The organism is Microtetraspora sp. NBRC 13810 (assembly GCF_030268685.1).
Classification (GTDB): domain Bacteria; phylum Actinomycetota; class Actinomycetes; order Streptosporangiales; family Streptosporangiaceae; genus BSRQ01.
The window spans coordinates 59,095-77,309 of sequence record NZ_BSRQ01000022.1; the positions used below are offsets into that span (position 1 = coordinate 59,095).

Sequence of the window (18,215 nt, forward strand, 5' to 3'; positions counted from 1 at the left end):
GGCACCCGGGAAAGGCGACTCAGCTCACGGTTTTCCCGACTTCGCGTCCTTGATGATCCCGATTGCCTGCCGTCGTAACTGACGCGCGATGTGATAGGCGTCCGCGGCGGTGCCGGCCAATGATCCGGACAGCAGGGAATACTGCCCCTGTAAACCGATGAACGCGAGTCCCGGGTGCGTGGTGGACATCCCGCACCGCTGTTTCGGCACGCCGGCCCGGTCAAGGGCGCCGAGCGGCCGGAGGTAGTCCATCGCCCACCGGTATCCGGTGGCCAGGATGACGGTGTCGACGTGCTCCGCCTGGCCGTCCGCCCAGTGCAGCCGGGTGCCTTCCGCACCGACGAACATCGGCCGGCGGTCCGGGCGCCCACTTTCGATCGCAGCCCGGTAACCGCCTACCTCGACCACCCCACCCACCCCGTTGGAGGTGCTGTGCACCGGAAACACACGGCTGGTCGGCAGCCGCCCGAGCCCGCCGAACACGGACCAGATGAAAGAGTCACCTGTGTTCGGCTTTTTGTTGAAGAAATTCAGCGGCTTACGGGTGGCCAAAGTGACCTGCGAATCCCGGGCGAGTTCGATGGCGATCTGCACCGCCGAGTTGGCCGCGCCCACCACGACGACCCGTTGCCCGGCGAAAGGCGCGGGATTGCGATAGTCGGCGGCGTGCAGAACCGTGCCGGTGTATTCCCCCAGCCCGGGGATATCAGGCTTGTACGGCTTGTCGAAACAGCCGCTCGCCGCGACCACGAAAGGGGCTGAATAACTCCGCCCGTCCTCGGTTTCGACCTGGTATCCGTCCTCCGTGGCCAGCACCGAGCCCACTCTCCTGCCGGTGAGGATCTCGCAGTCCAGCCGGCCGGCGTATTTCCTCAGATAGTCGACGACTTCGTCTCGGACGGGGAAATGGCTCGGGTCGCCGGGGAACGCCATCCCCGGCAGCGAGTTGATGCGGGCCGGGCTGAAGAGCGCCAGGCTGTCGTAGTACCGCGGCCAGGACCCGACCGCCTCCTTCCCCGCCTCCAGGATCACCGGCTTGAACCCCGACCGGCGCAGCGCGTACGCCGCCGCCAGCCCGGCCTGCCCGCCGCCGATCACCAGGACCGCGGTCAACCGCCGAAGTCGTCCACCAGGTCCGGGAGGCGTCGTTCCGGCGTGCTGGCCGCCGGTCGGTGATCTCTTCTCCGCGTTGATCGGGCGCGGCTCCTGCACGGCGTTTCCCCTCAGTTGGCGTGCGTGAACGGACATGGCACCCGGTGGGCGTCCTCCGCAGGGCGGAGGCGTGCCCCGCACGCGGCCCTCCCGGAAGGTCACGCCCGACCCGGTTCTCCAAGTCTGCAACCCCGGACTCGTTTCGCGGCGCCGGAAACCCATTGGGTCCGGTGACCGGTGTAACCCGGGCAGGCACGCGCCAGGGGAGGTCCGGATCTGTGGGTTCCCCGTCATTGCGGTCCGGCGGGCCGTACCGGAGGCTCGTTGTCGTGTCGGAGAATGGAGCCGACCGGCGCGACGTGGTGGTGCTGGTCGAAGACGGACTGGTGATGACGGACGCCGCGGGGCCGCTCGACGCGTTCACCGCGGCGAACGCGATGGGCGGCCGTTACGAGACGCGGACGGCGTCGCCCGGCGGCCGGGCGGTGCGCGCCACCAACGGTCTGCGGATGATCCCGGACCTCGCGGTCGAGGACCTCGGTCCCCCGGTGGACACGCTCCTCGTCGCCGGCGGGCCCGCACCCGGGCGGGGAGAGGGCTCGGCACTGGCCGGGACGGTCGCGCGGATGGCCCCCCGGGCCCGCCGCGTGGTGTCGGTGTGCGTCGGGGCGTTCGTCCTGGGCGAGGCCGGGCTCCTGGACGGCCGGCGGGCCACGACGCACTGGCAATGGTGTGACCTGCTCGCCGAACGTCACCCGGCGACCCGGGTCGTCCCGGACGCGATCTTCGTGCGGGACGGGCCGCTGGCGACCTCGGCCGGCATCACCGCGGGCATCGATCTCGCCCTGTCACTGGTGGAGGAGGACCACGGGGCGCGGCTCGCGCGCGACGTCGCCAGGTTCCTGGTGACGTTCCTCCAGCGCCCGGGCGGCCAGTCGCAGTTCAGCGTGTGGTCCCGGCTGCCGCCACCCGGCCGGGGCCCGCTGCGCATCGTCGTGGACGCGGTGTCGCTGGATCCGGCCGCCGACCACTCCGTACCCGCCATGGCCGCGCGGGCCCGGGTCAGCGAGCGGCACATCAGGCGCCTCTTCGTCGCCCAGCTCGGCGTCACACCGGCCGCCTATGTGGAACGCGTCCGGGTCCAGGCGGCGCAGATGCTGCTCGAATCCGGCGACCACGGCATGGACAGCGTCGCCCGCCGGTGCGGATTCGGCTCCGCCGAGTCCCTGCGGCGCGGCTTCCTGCGGCTGCTCGGGATCACGCCCGGCGCGTACCGGGCCAGGTTCACCACCACCCCGCACACGAGCACCTGAGACGTCTTCCTGTCCGAAGGAGAATTCCATGACATCTCCCCTGTCCCGTCGTGTCCTGCTGGGCGCCGGGCTCACCGGCGCGGCCGGCGCGGCGGTCGGCATGACCGGCGCCTCCGCGGCGACGCAGGACCTGTCCTTTCCCGGCACCCGTCTGGCGCGCCGGGCCCGGGAGGTGGTGACCGAGTCACAGCAGCCCTGTCTGCGCAACCACAGCCTCCGCAGCTTCCTGTTCGGGCGCGCCGCGGCGGCCCAGGCGGAAAGGCGGCCGGACGAGGATTACGACGCCGAGGTGATGTTCCTCATCTGCGTCCTGCACGACATGGGGCTCACCGAGCGGGCGGCCACCCACCAGCGGTTCGAGGTGGACGGAGCGGACTTCGCGGCGAGGTTCATGGAGGAGAACGGGGTGTCCGACCGCCGCGTGGACACCGTCTGGGACGGCATCGCGTTGCACACCTCCCTCGGCATCCACCAGTCCCCGGTGTTCTCCCGCCGTCGCGCCCCGGAGATCGTGATCGCCCAGACGGGCATCGGCATCGACCTGACCGGAAGTCCCGCCGACGTCCCGGCCGGGTACGCCGGGCGGGTGCACGCCGCCTATCCGCGGCACGGTGGCGCGCGCGCACTGACCGCGGCCATCGAGGCGCAGGGGCTCGCCGACCCGCGTAAGGCGCCGCCGATGACGCTGCCCGGCGAGATCCTGCACCAGCGGCACCCTTCCCTGCCGTACACGACCTGGGACATGTTCCTCGCCGAGGGCGGCTGGGGCGACTGAGGACGACGCGGCCGGGTCCGCCGCCGGTGCGGCCGTCGGAGGTCCGTGCTCCGCCGCGGGATCATGGCTCGGGTGGGTAGGGGGAACCTGGGGGGAGGGAAGGCCATGGAAGCCAAGGAATGGACCGTTCACATCTTCATCGCGGAAGGCGACGGCGACGACCGCACGTCCGCGCGCGCCGTCCTGTACGCCGGCGGTGACAAGCGGCACGAAAGCACCGGCTACGCGCGCCGCAACCCGACCGACCGCCCGGTGCCCGAGATCGGCGACGAGCTCGCGGCCGGGCGGGCGCTGATGGATCTCGCCGACAAGCTGATGGGTGACGCCGCGGAGGACGTCGCCCATGCCGGTGGGCCGGCGGCGAGCCGGTGACGCCGCCGAACATTCCGGTCGGTACCGGATCTGGGCCCGCTCTCCCCGGGGAGGGCGGGTCCGCTTTTCGCGTTCTCGCCGCGGTGAGCGCCGGTTCGGTCCTTCCGGGCGGCGGCCTGACAGCCGGTCGGCGTCAGCGGCGCGGGCGGCACACCCGCCGGTCGTCGGCGGTGCGCCGGGTGATGCCGTGGGCGTCGAGGCACTCCAGGAGCGGGATGGCGACGCGGCGGCTGGTGGCCAGGGCGGACCGCGCGTCGGAGGCGGTGAAGGGCGCGGGCAGCCGGGCCAGGATGTCCGCCGCCCTGTCCAGCGCGTCGGGCAGGAGGACCACGTGCTTCCCGACCGAGATCACCGCGCCGGAGCGGAGCGCGGCCGCCAGTGCCCTGCCCGTGAGGCCGAGCTCGGCCAGCCGGTCGGCGGTGGGGGCGTCGAAGGGACGCTCGGCGAGGTCGGCGGCCAGCCGCGTGACCGCCGTGACGACCGCGGGAGGCAGCGCCCCGCCGGCGGGCAGGATCCGCCCGCCCTCGACCACCAGGGGCGCCTCGACCAGCGCCTCGGCGAGCCGGCGATCGGGCAGTCCGAGCAGCTGGGCGGCGGCGTCCACGGTGATCCCGGGGTCGAGCGGGGGCCGTCGCGAGAGGTGGCCGGTGAGCCGGCGGCCAAGCTCGGACCAGTGCCCGGGGTCGGCGTACCAGTCCCCGGCCACGGGCGAGCCGCCGGGCGGGCATCCCATCATCGTCAGCTCGCGCCCCGTCAGCAGGCCGTGCCAGCGCAGCAGGGCCGCGAAGTCGGGCAGCTCCATCTCGTCGAGCGCGGCTGCCCGTCCCGCCGCGGCACCCCGGCGCCGCAGCGGGACGGGCCGCACGTCCAGCACCCGGAGCCCGGCGACGATCTCCCGCCTGCCGGGGTCGCGGACCAGTCCCCGGTCACCCGTCCGGAGCGGCAGGGGGCGGCTGAGAGTGAGCCTGGCGGTGTCCGCGCCCAGGAAACGCAGCCCGGCGGGGACGGCGGCGGACCCGATGTGCAGGACCGCCTCTCCCCGGCGGTTCAGGCCGGAACTCAGCCGTACGTCGATGACCTGGGCCGGCATCCAGGCGTCCGGCGTCGTCAACGCCATGCCGCGGGACAGGTCGGCCCGGTCGGCCCCCCGGAGGTTGACGGCGACGCGGGCGGTCGCGGCGACCCGGTCCGCCTTCTCGCCCAGTGTCTGCAGCCCGCGGATCCTGACCCGGCGACCGCCCGCGTCCAGTTCGTCGCCGATACGCAGGGTGCCGCCGGTCAGCGTTCCGGTGACGACGGTCCCGGCGCCGGTGACGGTGAAGACCCGGTCGATCCACAGCCGGATGTCCTCCCGCGGGTCCGCGTCGGGAAGCGCGGCGGCGAGCCGGGCCAGCGCGGCCTTCAGCTCGGGGAACCCCTGCCGGGTCCGGCCGCTGACGACGACGCTCTCGGCGCCCGCCAGGCCGGTCCCTTCCAGGTGACCGCGCACCTGGCTCAGGGCGTCCTCCGGATCCGCCAGGTCCGCTCGGGTGATCACCGCGAGGCCGTGCCGTACGCCCAGGGCGTCGAGTGCGGCCAGGTGCTCGGCCGACTGGGCCCGCCAGCCCTCGTCGGCGGCGACGACGAACATCACCGCCGGGCACGGCCCCACCCCGGCCAGCATGTTGGTGACAAACCGCTCGTGCCCGGGGACGTCCACGAACGCGATCCGCTCACCCGACGGGAGCGTGGTCCAGGCGAACCCGAGGTCGATGGTCATGCCGCGGCGGCGTTCCTCGGCCCAGCGGTCGGGTTCCATCCCGGTCAGCGCCCGGACCAGCGTGGACTTGCCGTGGTCCACATGCCCGGCGGTGGCGATCACCCGCACGCGTGCTCCACCGCCGCGGCGATGACCTCGTCCTGACCGGGCTCCACCGCGCGCAGGTCGAGCACCAGGCGCCCGTCGGTGATCCGGCCGATCACCGGAGGATCGTAGGAGCGCAGCAGCGGGGCCAGGTGCTCGTCCACGGCGATGCCCGCGCTGGGCAGTTCGACGCCCGGTGCGCCCCCGCCGCCGACCCTGGCGACGGTCGGCACCGCCTCCGCGTGGCCGTCCAGCCGTCGCGCGAGACGTTCCGCGCGTTCCCTGAGCTCGGCGACACTCGCATGGAGCGACCGGTGGATCGGCGGTCGCGGGCCGCGCAGGGTCGCTTCGAGCGCGGCCAGGGTGAGCTTGTCCACCCGCAGCGCGCGGGCGAGCGGGTGGCGGCGCAGCCGTTCCACGAGGTCTTCTTTGCCGAGCAGGAGTCCCGCCTGCGGGCCGCCGAGAAGTTTGTCGCCGCTGGCGGTGACCAGGGCAGCTCCCTGGCGCAGCGCGCCGGCCGCGTCCGGTTCGCCGGGGAGCAGCGGTTCCGAGCGCAGCAGCCCCGAGCCGATGTCGGCCACCACCGGCGGGCCGATCGTGGCGAGTTCCCCGACGGAGACCTCGGCGGTGAACCCTTCGATCCGGTAGTTGGACGGGTGCACCTTGAGGATGAAGCCGGTCTCCGGGCCACAGGCGTCCTGGTAGTCGCGCAGGGCGGTCCGGTTCGTGGTGCCGACCTCGCGGAGCCGGGAGCCGGCCGACTCCAGCAGCTCCGGCAGGCGGAACCCGTCCCCGATCTCCACCAGTTCGCCGCGGCTGACGACGATCTCCCTGCCCGGCGCGAGCACCGTGGCGGCGAGCACGAGCGCGGCCGCGTTGTTGTTGACGACGTGCACGGCCTGCGCCTCGGGGACCGCCTGCGCGAGCGCGGCGAGAGCCGTACGGCCCCGGCGGGCGCGCTGTCCGCCGGCGAGGTCGAACTCGACGTCGGTGTAGCCCGCGGCAGCCGTGACCGCGGTGACGGCGGCGGGTGAGAGCGGAGCCCGGCCCAGATTGGTGTGCGCGAGCACACCGGTGGCGTTGACGACGTGCCGCAGGCCGCCGGCGGTCGCCGGCAGGAAGGCGAGCGCCGCGTCCACGGCGCCGCCGGGCTCGGCGACGCCTTCACGGACGCGCTGCTGGGCGCTCGCCACCGCGGCCTTGACGATGGCGGGGCCGAGCGTCTCCCGGGCGGCGGCCAGCCGGGGGTCGGCCAGCATGACATCGGTCCGCGGCACGGAACTCCGTCGATCCACTCGCGACCACCCCCGGACTCGCCGATCAGCGGAGGCGGACGGGAATCGAACCCGCCGCGCCGAGATGCTCGGCGCCACTGGTTTTGAAGACCAGGAGGGCCACCAGGCGCCTGAACGCCTCCGAAACGGATCGTAGCCAGCGGGTTCCCGGCAAAAGGCAACGAAGGTACCTGCGACCGCAAAATTCCTCCGGGCGAGCCGATCCCACCCGCGGCGACGATCCCACCGCTTGACCACATGTATGCCTGAGGCCAGGTTTCGGGGCATACGGGTGGATAGGTGATGAATGGAGAGATCCGCTCGGCGCCGGGACCGCTCAGGGACCGGGCCGAGCTGATCGCGGAGGTGACGGAGGATGAGTACCGAAGGGATCGGTAAAACGGTCAGAGACGTGATGCACGAAGGGGCGCAGTGCGTCGGCGAGCATGAGAGCCTCACCGCGGCCGCACGGATGATGCGCGACCTCGGCGTCGGGTCGCTGCCGATCTGCGGGGACGACGACCGGCTCAAGGGGATCATCACCGACCGGGACATCGTGATCAGGTGTTGCGCCGAGGGCAAGGACCTCGATCGCTGCACGGCCGGGGAACTCGCCCAGGGCGTGGTGTGGACGGAGGCCGGCAGCAGCATCGAAGAGGCGCTGAACCAGATGGAGGAGCACCAGATCAAGCGCCTGCCGGTGCTGGAGAGCCGCCGGCTGGTCGGCATGATCAGCGAGGCCGACCTCGCCAAGGAACTACCCGACGGCAAGCTCGCCGAGTTCGTCCACCGCGTCTACGCCCACGCCTGAGCCGGCGACGCCACCGGCCGCCGGTGTCCCCGCGTCGTTCGGGTGCGCCATGCGCTGGACTCCGACGACTTTCAGGAGTTGAAGGGTCCCCGTCGCGGCCGTCCTGACCCGCTCCGCACCGCTGGACCCCTCCCGGGCCCGGCGGCTGTTCGGCTGGCAGGCCACCGCGCCCGGCCTGCTGGACGAACTGCGGTCCGGCTCCTACGCGAGCCCCACGGCGGAGGACGCGGCCTGACGGCGGCGTGCGCCTGGCATCCCGGCGTGAGACGCGGTCCGCTGGAATCCCGGTATGAGACGCGGTCCGCCTGGAATCCCGGCATGAGACGCGGGGAGCCCGCCGCACGCGCACGTCATCGTGCGCGTGCGGCGGGTGCCGGTCAGCTGGCGGTGGCGGCGTCCCGGCGGGGAAGCTTCCATCCGGGGCGGACGAAGTGGCAGGTGTAGCCGTTGGGGTAGTGCACCAGGTAGTCCTGGTGCTCGGGCTCGGCCTCCCAGAAGGGGCCGGCCGGCGTCACCTCGGTGACCACCTTGCCGGGCCACAGGCCCGAGGCGTCCACGTCGGCGATCGTGTCCTCGGCGACCTTGCGCTGCCCTTCGTCGAGGTAGAAGATCGCCGACCGGTAGCTGGTGCCGATGTCGTTGCCCTGGCGGTTCTTGGTCGTCGGGTCGTGGACCTGGAAGAAGAACTCCAGCAGGTCCCGGTAGGAGGTCTGCTCCGGGTCGAAGACGACCTCGATCGCCTCGGCGTGCGTGCCATGGTTGCGATAGGTCGCGTTCGGCACGTCACCGCCGCTGTATCCGACCCGGGTGGAGACCACACCGGGGATCTTGCGGATCAGGTCCTGCATCCCCCAGAAGCAGCCTCCGGCGAGGATCGCCTTCTCCGTCGTTCCGGTCATCTTCGCGCTCCTTCATCGGCGTTCTCGAAGTCGGTGCCGCCGGGCTCGGTGGTCTCGATGTTCTCGATGGTCTCGGCGCGGGACTCGGACAGCTCGCGGTAGACCCCGTAGCCCTGGCGCTCCAGCTCGTCGAGCGCGACGGAGCGCAGGGCCGCGGAGTCGATGCAGTGTCGCAGCCCGCGTGCCTCCTCCGGACCATCGTCGAAACCGTGACCGAGATGGCTGTCACCGTGCTTCGACCGCACCTCGATGCGGATCATGCCATGGCTGGTGTCGCTGTTCTCCACTAGATTGCCAGATGCGACGGGCGCGGTGAATCCGTATGCCGCGCATCCTTTCGCTCTGTCAACAGGACCCCACGGATCACTCAACCACCCCCGCCCGCGCTCTATTCCGGGTTGCCTCCCCGGTGGGCTGACTTCAGCCGTGGAGCGCGACCTGGCCGAGGAAGTCCCGGATCAGCCGGGCCACTTCGTCGAGTGCGCTCTCCAGGAGGAAGTGACCGCCTTCGAGCAGGTGGATCCGGGCGTCGGGAAGATCGTCGGCGAATGGCACCATGACTAACCCCCTAGCTCGCTTTCGATGGTTAGACTGAACCAGCAGGGGTTCTAACCTGTCAAGCACGCCAAAGGGGTTAGGTAATGTTCGAGACGACGACACGGGCGGACGAGGACGTGCTGCTCGACCTGCTCAACAGCACCCCGCTCGTCGACGGCGCCGCCCAGGACCACCTGGCCGGCACGGCCGAGGCTCGCGCCTGGCTGCGGCAACGCGGCGGCGCCGGGTCATCCCCGGAGCGCGACGCCGTACGGCGGATCAGGGACGCGTTGCAGGGAGTGCTCCGCGGCGACCTGCCCGCGGACGCCCTCGCGCCGTTCCTCGACGGCGTCGCCTGCCACCCGGCCGTGTCGGAGCGCGGCGTGGAGTGGTCGCTGGACGTGCCGGCCGAGCGGGTGCTGGGCGTGAAGGCCATCCTGACCTGGGATGCGCTGGCGAAGACGAAGCCCGGCCGGCTGAGGCCGTGCGAGAACGACGAGTGCCGGCTGTTCCTCCTCGACCGGAGCAAGACCAACAGGGCCCGCTGGTGCTCCATGGCGTTGTGCGGGAACAGGATGAAGGCGCGACGGCACTACCAGCGGACGCACCGGCCCCCGGCCGACTGACCCGGAGGCGGGCCACGCGCCACCTCTGTCGCCGCCAGGATCCCCAAGCCCCGGAGTTCGCAAAAACTAGCCGATTCCTTCATTACCTTCACAATCCGCCGGAAGGCAGGTCAACCGGCCAGTCGCTAGGGTTGAACCGGGCTGAGGAAGACGACGCCACGTCTTCGGCGCGTACCCGGCCGGCACCGCTTCCGTCCCGCGATGACCGGTCCGTTCCTCACCGGCGTGACACCGGGCTCGACGGCGGAGAATCCCGGGTCCGGGCGTCGCTCCGCCGCTTCCGAGCAGAGATCAGATACCGGCCACCGGGGGCGAGGATCACCATGGCGAGGTTGCTGTCAGTGAATGTCGGGATGCCGAAGGACGTGTCCTGGCAGGGGAAGACGGTGCACACCGGCGTGTGGAAGCACGCGGTCACCGGCCCGCGGATGGTCCGGCGGCTCAACATCGACGGCGACGGCCAGGGCGACCTTCGAGGTCACGGCGGCGAGCAGCGGGCCGTGCTCGTCTACCAGATCCAGTCCTACGACCACTGGCAGCGGCACTTCGGCCGGACCGACTTCGAGTACGGCCAGTTCGGCGAGAACTTCACCGTCGACGGCCTGCCCGACGACGAGGTGTGCATCGGCGACCGCTACCGGATCGGCGAGGCCGAGTTCGAGGTCACCCAGCCCCGCGTCACCTGTTACCGGGTCGGACTGCGCCTCGGCGAACCCGAGCTCCCCGCCCTCCTCGTCTCCCACCGTCGTCCCGGCTTCTATCTCCGCGTCCTCACCGAGGGCAGGGTGGCGGCGGGCGACGACATCGTCAGAACGAGGACCGGCCCCGAGGCGCTCAGCGTCGCCGACATCGACGCGCTGCTGTACCTCCCAGGCCACGACCCGGACAAGCTGCGCAAAGCCCTCGCCATCCCCGCCCTGAGCCCGGGATGGCGGCAGTCCTTCCGGGAGATGGCCGACGCCGCCGGCCGTACGGCCGCGCCCAGTCCGGAGGGCTGGCCCGGCTTCCGGCCGGTGCGGGTGACCCGGGTCGTCCGGGAGACCCCCTCGGTGCTGTCCGTCCACCTCGAAGCCGCCGACGGGAGCGCGCTGCCCGCCGCCCTGCCGGGCCAGTACCTGACCCTCCGGGTCGCCGGAGCGGGCGACCCTCCCCCGGTGCGGAGCTACTCCCTGTCCTCGCCGCCCGGCGCCGCCGCCTACCGCCTGAGCGTGAAACGCGAAGAAGCCGGACTCGTCAGCCGCTACCTGCACGCCACCCTGAAGGCCGGCTCCCGGCTGGAGGCCGCCGCTCCCCGGGGGGACTTCGTGCTCACTCCGGGCGCCGGCCCGGTGCTCCTCCTGTCGGCGGGCATCGGCGTCACCCCGGTCATGGCCATGCTGCACCGGCTCGCCGCCGAACGCACCGCACGGCCCGTCTGGTGGATCCACGTCGCGCGCAGCGGAAAGGAACACCCCTTCGCCCGCGAGGCGCACACCCTCCTGACCTCACTCCCCCACGCGCACGAGCACGTCTTCTACACGGCAGACACCGGGGACGCGGGCCACGGGGTCCACCACGGCCGGCCGACCGCCGAGGCGCTGGCCGCACTCGGCCTCCCCGCCGACGCCACGACCTATCTGTGCGGACCCGCGTCCTTCATGGCCGCCATGCGCGAGGCCCTCGTGCGCGCCGGGCTCTCCGGCGAACGCGTCCACACCGAGTTGTTCGGCGCGCTCGGCCCGGTCAATCCGGGGGTCACCGGCCGCCCCGCCGTGCCGCCGCACCCGCCCGCCGGTGAGCCGGGCACCGGACCGCTGATCACCTTCGCCCGCAGCGGCCTGTCGGTCCGCTGGTCGCCCCGGCACGGCTCCGTGCTGGACCTCGCCGACGCCTGCGACGTGCCGACCCGCTGGTCCTGCCGCACCGGCGTCTGCCACACGTGCGTCACGCCGCTCCTCGCCGGAGACGTGGACTATTCCCCGGTCCCGCTCGAACCCGCCGGGTCCGGCGAGGTCCTGATCTGCTGCGCCCGACCGCGCGAGGACCTGGTGCTCGACCTCTGACGCCGGAGGACGCCAGGCGTGCCGTCGTCATCGACAGCGGGCGAAGCCGGCCCGGCGTGGGGCGCCACCCGGCACGACGGCTAACCGGGTTCGCCTTCTGCGACGCGTTTGACGTGCGCCAGCCGCCGGTCCCAGTCGGCCGCGAGGGCGCCCATCCACCGGGCCGTCGCGTCCAGCGCCGCCGGCCGTACCGCGTATCGCACCTCGCGTCCGATCCGGTTGCCGGAGACCAGTCCGGCGGCGTCGAGGACGGCCAGGTGCTTGACCACCGCCTGCCGCGACACGGGGAGGCGCTCGGCGAGGGTGGTCGCGGTGGCCTCACCGTGGGCGGCGAGCAGATCGAGCAGCCGTCGTCGTGTCGGGTCGGCCAGCGCGACCAGCACGCTGTCGACCGCCTCGGCGTCGCCGCCGCGTTCGTCCGTCACGCGGATGATTATTCGGCGCGGGTCCGGAGCGCGTCGAACTGTCGCCCGTCCGCTCCGGGGATCGCCGGCACCCGCGTCACCCCCTACGCCTGCCGGGGGCGCCACATCGGCCACAGGAGCGGGCTGTCCGCCGCGCTGACCGGTGCGCCGAGGTCATCGAATCCGTGCCGCAGGTAGAGGGCGCGGCTGCGGAGCGAACTCGCCTCCAGATACGCGGGGAGGCCGTCCGCGTCCGCGCGCGCCAGCCGGTGCCGCAACATCGCCGAGCCGAGCCCGGCGCCCCTCCCGCCGCGGAGCACCCCCATGCACGGGAGGTATAGGTGGGTCTCGTGAACGGGGTGCCGCTCCGCCAGCACCCGCCCCAGCGCCCGCAGCCGCGCGCCGCTCTCACCGAAGACCGGGTCCACGCCCTCCCCGGCCCCGTCCGGACGCTCCCCGTAGGGCGCCTGCCCGGCGGCCGGCGTCAGCCACACCGACGCGCCCTCCCGCCGGCCGGCCAGGTACGCCTCGCCGGCGGGATGGCTGAGCAGGGGACGGTAGAAGTGCCGCTGGAGACGGCCTCGTTCGCCCGGGTCGGGGAAGAGCCAGCAGATGACGGGATCGTCCATGAACGCCTCGGTGAGGACGTCCGCCACCGCCTGCCGCTCCGCGTCGGCTGCCTGCCGTACGGATGCGTACGGTGTATCTTCTGCCATGCGCACATGGTATCCAAGCGCCGTTCATTCACGGGATACGGCGCACTGAACTAGTACACTGCCGTGGGCAACGACCTCACCGGCGGATCGGGGGCTCCCATGTCGTCGTCAGATCGGCGGCCGGATCCGCCGTATCAGCGGATCGTCGCGGAGATCCGTGCCCGGATCCTGTCCGGCGAGCTGCGGCCCGGCGACCGGGTGCCGTCCATCCGGCAGATCGCCCAGCGGTGGGGCGTCGCGGTCGCGACCGCGACCAGGGCGGTGGCCACTCTCCGCGACGACGGGCTGGTCGAGTCGAGGGTCGGTTCCGGCACGGTGGTCAGCGCGCACCAGGCCGGGAAGCCGCCGGTCGGCCCGGCCCCCGCGCCGCGGGCCCGCCGGGCGGACGTCCCCAGGCGGGCGCTGAGCCGCGGGCGGGTTCTCCGCACCGCCATCGCGATCGCGGATGTCGAGGGGCTCGACGCCGTGTCCATGCGGCGGCTCGCGGCCGAGCTCGGCGTCGGGCCGATGTCGCTGTACCGGCACGTGGCGAACAAGGACGAGCTCGTGACGCAGATGGTCGACGAAGCCTTCGGCGAACCCGACCTGCCCGTCCCGGGGCCGGAGGGGTGGCGGGCCAAGCTCGAACTGATCTCCCGCGAGCAGTGGGAGCTGTGCCGGAGGCACCTGTGGCTGCCCAGGGCCATCTCCTTCACCCGCCCGTTGCTCGCGCCCAACATGGTGGCGCACACCGAGTGGACCCTGCGCGCGCTCGACGGGCTCGGACTGCCCATGACGACCCGGCTCAGGGAGGCGCTGACGCTGCACGCGCTGGTCGCCACCGTCGCCCTGTCCATGGCGGACGAGGCCGAGGCGGAGCAGGAGACCGGCGTGACGCTCGACCGGTGGTGGCTGGCCCGGCGCAGGCACGCCGGCGAACTCCTCGACGGCGAGCGGTTCCCGCTGCTGGCCACGGTTCCCGAGGAGACGGTGTCGGACCTGGACGGACTGTTCGAGTACGGCCTCGCCCGCCATCTGGACGGTTTCGCCGCCCTGCTGGCAGGCCAGTCCGGCCCATGAGGGCGGACGCGGCCCGCGGGGAGGTCCCGCGGGCCGCGCAGAGGGCTCAGACCCCGGCCGGGACCTTGTCCAGGAAGCCGTGGACCCTGCCGATGCGGCCGTCCTCGGCGAGCACCGCGACGTCGAAGCCGACCACGAGCGCCTCACCGCCGGCCGGGCCGAGTCCCCAGGTGAAACGGGCGATGTCGTGGTGGGCGTCCACCGGCCCCGCCAGAGTGAAGACGAAGCCGGGGAACTGGCCCTGCACCGCCGCGATCGTGGCGTCGATCGCGTCCCGGCCCTCGGCGACCGCCATCGGATCGGTGTACACACCGCCCTCGGCCCAGATCTCCTCGATCGCCGCCCGGCGGGCGACCGGGTCGGTCTCGTTCCAGGTGGCGAGGTAGGAAGCGACAAGCTGGTCCATGCTGTTCACAGGAAGTTCCTCCGTGTCGTGTTCTTGCTGGTCACGAAGGTACGCGGATCCGCAGGAGGGGGAATCCGTCATGCTTAGGCAATCCGGTTGGCGATGATCGGCGCCCGATAGGTACCGTTCGTGCATGCTGCACGGACGGGAAGCGGAGATATCGGTCATCGACGAACTCCTTGCCAAGGTCCGTTCCGGCGGCAGCGGCGCCCTGGTGGTGAGCGGGGAGCCGGGCATCGGCAAGACGGCGCTGCTCGATCACGCGGCGAAGAGCGCGGAGGGCGTCCAGGTCATCCGGCGGATCGGGATCAGGTCCGAGAGCGACCTGGCGTTCGCCGGGCTCCACCTCCTGCTGCGTCCGGTGCTGGACCGGATGGACGCGCTGCCCGGTCCGCAGCGCCGCGCGCTGGAAGGGGCGTTCGGGCTGGCCCCGGCGGAGGGGGCGGACCGGCTGCTCGTCGGACTCGCCGTGCTCTCCCTCCTGGCGGAGGTGGCCGAGGACGGCCCGGTGCTGTGCCTCATCGACGACGCGCACTGGCTGGACCGTTCCTCGCGCGAGGCGCTGGTCTTCGCCGCCCGGCGGCTGGACAGCGAAGGCGTCGCGCTGATCATGGCCACCCGCGAGGACCACCTGCCCGGCCTGCCGGAGCTCAGGTTGCGCGGCCTGAGCGCCGCGGCCTCGGCCGCCGTGCTCGACTCCGTACGGCCGGCGCCGGAACTCCGGTACCGCGTGCTGGCCGAGGCGCAGGGCAACCCGCTCGCGCTGATCGAACTGCCCGCCACGCTGCGGGGCGACGGTTACCGGCCCGGCGCCCTGCCCCTGAGCAGCCGCCTTCGGGCGGCGTTCCACGAACAGGTGGACCACCTGCCCGAGGCCACCCGGACCCTGCTCCTGGTCGCCGCCGCGGGCGAGAACCTCGACGAGGTGCTGGCCGCCGGCGTCCGGTTCCACGCGGACGCGGCCGACCTGCTGCCCGCCGAGAAGGCCGGCCTGGTGTCGGTCGGCGAGCGGGCGCTGACCTTCCGCCACCCGCTGGTCCGCGAGGCCGTCTACCAGCACGCGCCGCTCAGCCTGCGCCTCGCCGTGCACCGCGCGTTCGCCGAGACCCTGTCCGGGGCGCACAACGCCGACCGGCGGGCGTGGCATCTCGCCACCGCGACCATCGGCCCCGACGAGGAGGTGGCCGCCGAACTGGAGCACACCGCCGTACGCGCCGCCGCCCGCCGCGGCCACGCCGCCGCGGCCACCGCCTACGAACGCGCCGCGGAGCTCTCCGGCGACGGCGACGCGCGGGCCAGGCGGCTCACCCTGGCCGCCGAGGCCGCCACGGAGGCGGGTGAGCTCGACCGGGCCAGGAAGCTCGCCGAGGACGCGGAGCGCCAGGTCACCGACCCGCTTCTACGCTCAAGGCTCGCCCACGTGCAGGCCACGGCGCACTTCTGGCGGGGCGCGTACACGGAGGCGCACCGGCTGATGGTCCTGGCCGCCGACCTCGCCCGCGAGGGCGCCCCGGACCAGGCGGCCCGCATGCTCGTCCAGGCGTTCCAGACCGCCTGGTACATCGGCGAACCCCAGCTGAGAGAACTCGCCGGACGCCTGGCCGCCGTGGCGCCCGGCACGCCGGTCGCCGCGCTCGCCCATCTGGAGTCCGGCGTGTTCGCCCGGCTGCTCGGCGAGGACGTGGCGGGGCTCCCCCCGCTCGACGAGGCCATGGCCGGGGCCAGGACGGCGCTGGCGGGCCAGACCCGGGAACTCGTCCTGGCCAGCGGCATTCCCCTCGTCGTCGGCGCGGACGCGCACACCCTGCGGGCGGCCACCCTGCTGGCGGCCGAGTGCCGCGCGGAGGGGAGCATCGGCGTCCTGCCGATGGTGCTGTTCTTCCTGGCCCAGGCCGAACTCCTGCACCTCGGACGCCACCACGACGCGACGGCGACCGCCGGCACGGCGCTGCGGATCGCCGAGGACACCGGCCAGCACCAGTGGGTCATCCATCTGAAGAGCTTCCTCTGCTACCTCGCGGCACTCCAGGGCGACGAGGAGCGCTTCCGGCGGCTCAGCGCCGACGCGTTGTCCGGCGCCGCGGTGCCCATGCCCGGGGCCCTCTGGGTCGACTGGGCCCACGGGACGCTCGACCTGGGGGCGGGCCGGGTGGAGGCCGCCCTGACCCGGCTGGAGACCCTCACCCGGGGGCCCGGCTGGTACCACATCTCGGCGATGCGCTGCGTGCCCGACCTGGTGGAAGCCGCCGTGCGCAGCGGTGAACCGGACCGCGCCCGGCCGGCCTTCGCCCGGTACGACCGGTGGGCGCGGCAGCCCTACACGAGGGCCCTCGCGGAACGCTGCCGGGCGCTGCTGTGCCCCGGAGCCGAGGCCGAGGAGCACTATCTGGCCGCCCTGAAGGTCGGCGGCCAGCCCTTCCAGCACGCCCGCACCTCCCTGCTGTACGGGGAGTGGCTGCGCCGCTCCCGGCGCAGAGGGGCCGCCGTCGCGCATCTGCAGGCCGCGCTGGAGACGTTCGAACGGCTGGAGGCGGCCCCCTGGGCGGAGCGCGCCCGCGGCGAGCTGGAGGCGACCGGCGCGAAGGCGCCGCACGCGGCGGCCCGCGGGATCCTGCCCGAGCTCACCCCGCAGGAGCTGCAGATCGTCCGGCTGGCCGGGCAGGGCCTGTCGAACAAGGACATCGCCGCGCAGTTGTTCCTCAGCCCCCGCACCATCGGCTACCACCTCTACAAGGCCTACCCCAAGCTCGGCGTCACCTCCCGCGGCGAACTCGCCGCACTCGACCTGACCGATCCGGCCTGACCTCCGCGCTCCGGCTCGCGGAAGCCGTTCACCGGCGCGCCTTCACCCTCGACCTGTCCGGCCGCGGCCGAAGACTGGCCGAAGACTGCCTGTCCTGCCTCGGCCGAGGCTGCCTGTCCGGCGTCAGCCGAGGGCGGCGAGCAGGTCGCGCTCGCGCTGGGCGCTGAGGCCCGCGCGTCGTTCCCGGTCCAGCCCCTGCTCGCGTTCCCAGGCCAGCGTGTCCGCCAGCAGCTCCGCCCGGGGCCGGTGCCGGAGCCCGGCGGCGCGCGCCGCGGCGCCGGTCCGGGCCGACCAGCCTTCCCAGCCCGGCTCGACCAGCCACATCGGCAGCGACTCCGGCCCCATGTACTCGGCGACACCGTTCGCGAGCAGCCAGGCCGAGTCGGCGGTGACCAGCGGGCCGGTGTGCCCGCCGGCGGCGCGGGACAGCTCGATCCACTCGCCGAACGGGACAACCGGACCGACAGCGTCGTACGTGCCGACGGTCCCCTTCTCCGCGGCGTCGAGCAGCCAGGCGGCGAGGTCCCGTACGTCCACCACCTGGGTCGGCATGGCGGGTGTGCCGGGTACCAGCATCGGCCCGTGCGGATCGCGGGCGGCACGGGCCACCCAGTAGCCGGACCGTCCGCTGTGATCGCCCGGGCCGCCGATGAGGCCGGCGCGTGCGATGAGGAGGCGGTCGCCCACGACGTCCGCCGACGCCTGCTCGCAGGCGACCTTCGCCTCGCCGTACAGCGCGCGGTCGACCTCGCTGCGGCCGGTCGGGGCGAGGATGGGCGTGGACTCGTCCGCGCCCGGCGTGGCGTGGGAGGCGTAGGCGTTGAGGGAGGAGACGTAGACCCAGTGCCCGGCCCTGCCGCCCAGGGCGTCGAGCGCCCCCCGTACGAAGCCCGGCTGCCAGGACACCTCCATGACCGCGTCCCACGCGCGGCCGAGCAGGGGGTCGTACGCCGAGGGGTCTCGCCGGTCGGCGGCCACCAGCATCGCCCCGGCCGCGGCTTCTCCGCTTTCGCCGCGAGCCAGGCACGTCACCCGATGACCGCGCTCGATCGCCTGCCGCGACAGCTCGCGGCCCACCCATGCCGTACCGCCCAGAACCAGGATCTCCATCCCGTCACCCAAGCACCGCGAACCACCGGCCTCCCAGGCGGGTTCACTCACAGCGGACCCGGTTCGCTGACAG

Annotated in this window: 18 protein-coding genes and 1 tRNA gene; 8 read left to right on the top strand and 11 right to left on the bottom strand. The window is 73.1% G+C overall.

Going from position 1 to position 18,215, the window contains the following annotated elements; all coding sequences use genetic code 11:
* Positions 1-24: 24 nt before the first annotated feature.
* Positions 25-1,113 carry a flavin-containing monooxygenase gene (locus QSK26_RS33455; protein WP_285779319.1) on the bottom strand — a complete coding sequence of 363 codons (1,089 nt, stop codon included), beginning with the start codon at positions 1,111-1,113 and terminating at the stop codon, positions 25-27.
* Positions 1,114-1,481: 368 nt separating this feature from the next.
* On the opposite strand from QSK26_RS33455, the gene QSK26_RS33460 reads away from it, so the two are divergent.
* From QSK26_RS33460 to QSK26_RS33470, 3 genes are all read left to right on the top strand, one after another.
* Positions 1,482-2,465, top strand: a complete 984-nt coding sequence (locus QSK26_RS33460; protein ID WP_285779320.1) for a GlxA family transcriptional regulator — start codon at positions 1,482-1,484, stop codon at positions 2,463-2,465.
* Between the two features lie 28 nt (positions 2,466-2,493).
* Positions 2,494-3,240 carry an HD domain-containing protein gene (locus QSK26_RS33465; RefSeq protein WP_285779321.1) on the top strand — a complete coding sequence of 249 codons (747 nt, stop codon included), beginning with the start codon at positions 2,494-2,496 and terminating at the stop codon, positions 3,238-3,240.
* Between the two features lie 105 nt (positions 3,241-3,345).
* Positions 3,346-3,612 (top strand): DUF1876 domain-containing protein, encoded by a 267-nt coding sequence (locus QSK26_RS33470; RefSeq protein WP_285779322.1) that lies wholly within the window; start codon positions 3,346-3,348, stop codon positions 3,610-3,612.
* Positions 3,613-3,745: 133 nt separating this feature from the next.
* Here QSK26_RS33470 and selB read toward each other — a convergent pair whose 3' ends face one another.
* The 3 genes from selB to QSK26_RS33485 all read right to left on the bottom strand — a co-directional run bounded on the left by selB (position 3,746) and on the right by QSK26_RS33485 (position 6,872).
* Positions 3,746-5,479: a selenocysteine-specific translation elongation factor gene (gene selB / locus QSK26_RS33475; RefSeq protein WP_285779323.1), complete on the bottom strand. Its 1,734-nt coding sequence runs from the start codon at positions 5,477-5,479 to the stop codon at positions 3,746-3,748.
* Positions 5,470-6,732 carry an L-seryl-tRNA(Sec) selenium transferase gene (selA, locus tag QSK26_RS33480; RefSeq protein ID WP_285779324.1) on the bottom strand — a complete coding sequence of 421 codons (1,263 nt, stop codon included), beginning with the start codon at positions 6,730-6,732 and terminating at the stop codon, positions 5,470-5,472. Before selA ends, selB begins: the two co-directional genes overlap by 10 nt.
* 46 nt (positions 6,733-6,778) lie before the next feature.
* Positions 6,779-6,872, bottom strand: a tRNA-Sec gene (locus QSK26_RS33485).
* 233 nt (positions 6,873-7,105) lie between these two features.
* Here QSK26_RS33485 and QSK26_RS33490 point away from each other — a divergent pair.
* Positions 7,106-7,540 carry a CBS domain-containing protein gene (locus QSK26_RS33490; protein WP_285779325.1) on the top strand — a complete coding sequence of 145 codons (435 nt, stop codon included), beginning with the start codon at positions 7,106-7,108 and terminating at the stop codon, positions 7,538-7,540.
* A 377-nt stretch (positions 7,541-7,917) separates the two neighbouring features.
* Here QSK26_RS33490 and msrA read toward each other — a convergent pair whose 3' ends face one another.
* From msrA to QSK26_RS33505, 3 genes are read right to left on the bottom strand one after another with little or no spacing between them, the layout of a single operon-like run.
* The gene (gene msrA, locus QSK26_RS33495; protein ID WP_285779326.1) at positions 7,918-8,439 is read right to left on the bottom strand and encodes a peptide-methionine (S)-S-oxide reductase MsrA; all 522 of its coding nucleotides are present in this window, start codon (positions 8,437-8,439) and stop codon (positions 7,918-7,920) included.
* Positions 8,436-8,810: a peptide-methionine (R)-S-oxide reductase gene (locus QSK26_RS33500; protein WP_285779327.1), complete on the bottom strand. Its 375-nt coding sequence runs from the start codon at positions 8,808-8,810 to the stop codon at positions 8,436-8,438. The genes msrA and QSK26_RS33500 overlap by 4 nt, the downstream gene beginning before the upstream one ends.
* A 49-nt stretch (positions 8,811-8,859) precedes the next feature.
* The gene (locus QSK26_RS33505; protein ID WP_285779328.1) at positions 8,860-8,997 is read right to left on the bottom strand and encodes an alpha/beta fold hydrolase; all 138 of its coding nucleotides are present in this window, start codon (positions 8,995-8,997) and stop codon (positions 8,860-8,862) included.
* Positions 8,998-9,080: 83 nt separating this feature from the next.
* Here QSK26_RS33505 and QSK26_RS33510 point away from each other — a divergent pair, with 83 nt between their 5' ends.
* Together QSK26_RS33510 and QSK26_RS33515 are read left to right on the top strand one after the other, a co-directional pair.
* A complete protein-coding gene (locus tag QSK26_RS33510; protein ID WP_285779329.1) occupies positions 9,081-9,602 on the top strand; it encodes a CGNR zinc finger domain-containing protein in 522 nt (173 codons plus the stop codon).
* A 341-nt stretch (positions 9,603-9,943) separates the two neighbouring features.
* Positions 9,944-11,644: an MOSC and FAD-binding oxidoreductase domain-containing protein gene (locus QSK26_RS33515; protein WP_285779408.1), complete on the top strand. Its 1,701-nt coding sequence runs from the start codon at positions 9,944-9,946 to the stop codon at positions 11,642-11,644.
* An 80-nt stretch (positions 11,645-11,724) separates the two neighbouring features.
* On the opposite strand, the gene QSK26_RS33520 is transcribed toward QSK26_RS33515, so the two are convergent.
* Both QSK26_RS33520 and QSK26_RS33525 read right to left on the bottom strand, forming a co-directional pair.
* A complete protein-coding gene (locus QSK26_RS33520) occupies positions 11,725-12,069 on the bottom strand; it encodes an ArsR/SmtB family transcription factor (RefSeq protein ID WP_285779330.1) in 345 nt (114 codons plus the stop codon).
* 83 nt (positions 12,070-12,152) lie between these two features.
* On the bottom strand, positions 12,153-12,764 hold the full coding sequence (locus QSK26_RS33525) for a GNAT family N-acetyltransferase (RefSeq protein WP_285779331.1): 612 nt from the start codon (positions 12,762-12,764) through the stop codon (positions 12,153-12,155).
* A gap of 99 nt (positions 12,765-12,863) precedes the next feature.
* Here QSK26_RS33525 and QSK26_RS33530 point away from each other — a divergent pair, with 99 nt between their 5' ends.
* Positions 12,864-13,823, top strand: coding sequence for a GntR family transcriptional regulator (locus tag QSK26_RS33530; RefSeq protein ID WP_285779332.1), 960 nt, complete (start codon positions 12,864-12,866; stop codon positions 13,821-13,823).
* A 46-nt stretch (positions 13,824-13,869) separates the two neighbouring features.
* On the opposite strand, the gene QSK26_RS33535 is transcribed toward QSK26_RS33530, so the two are convergent.
* Positions 13,870-14,229 (bottom strand): nuclear transport factor 2 family protein, encoded by a 360-nt coding sequence (locus QSK26_RS33535; RefSeq protein ID WP_285779409.1) that lies wholly within the window; start codon positions 14,227-14,229, stop codon positions 13,870-13,872.
* 133 nt (positions 14,230-14,362) lie between these two features.
* Here QSK26_RS33535 and QSK26_RS33540 point away from each other — a divergent pair, with 133 nt between their 5' ends.
* A complete protein-coding gene (locus QSK26_RS33540; protein WP_285779333.1) occupies positions 14,363-17,032 on the top strand; it encodes a helix-turn-helix transcriptional regulator in 2,670 nt (889 codons plus the stop codon).
* Positions 17,033-17,155: 123 nt separating this feature from the next.
* Here QSK26_RS33540 and QSK26_RS33545 read toward each other — a convergent pair whose 3' ends face one another.
* A complete protein-coding gene (locus QSK26_RS33545) occupies positions 17,156-18,142 on the bottom strand; it encodes an NAD-dependent epimerase/dehydratase family protein (RefSeq protein WP_285779334.1) in 987 nt (328 codons plus the stop codon).
* Positions 18,143-18,215 lie beyond the last annotated feature (73 nt).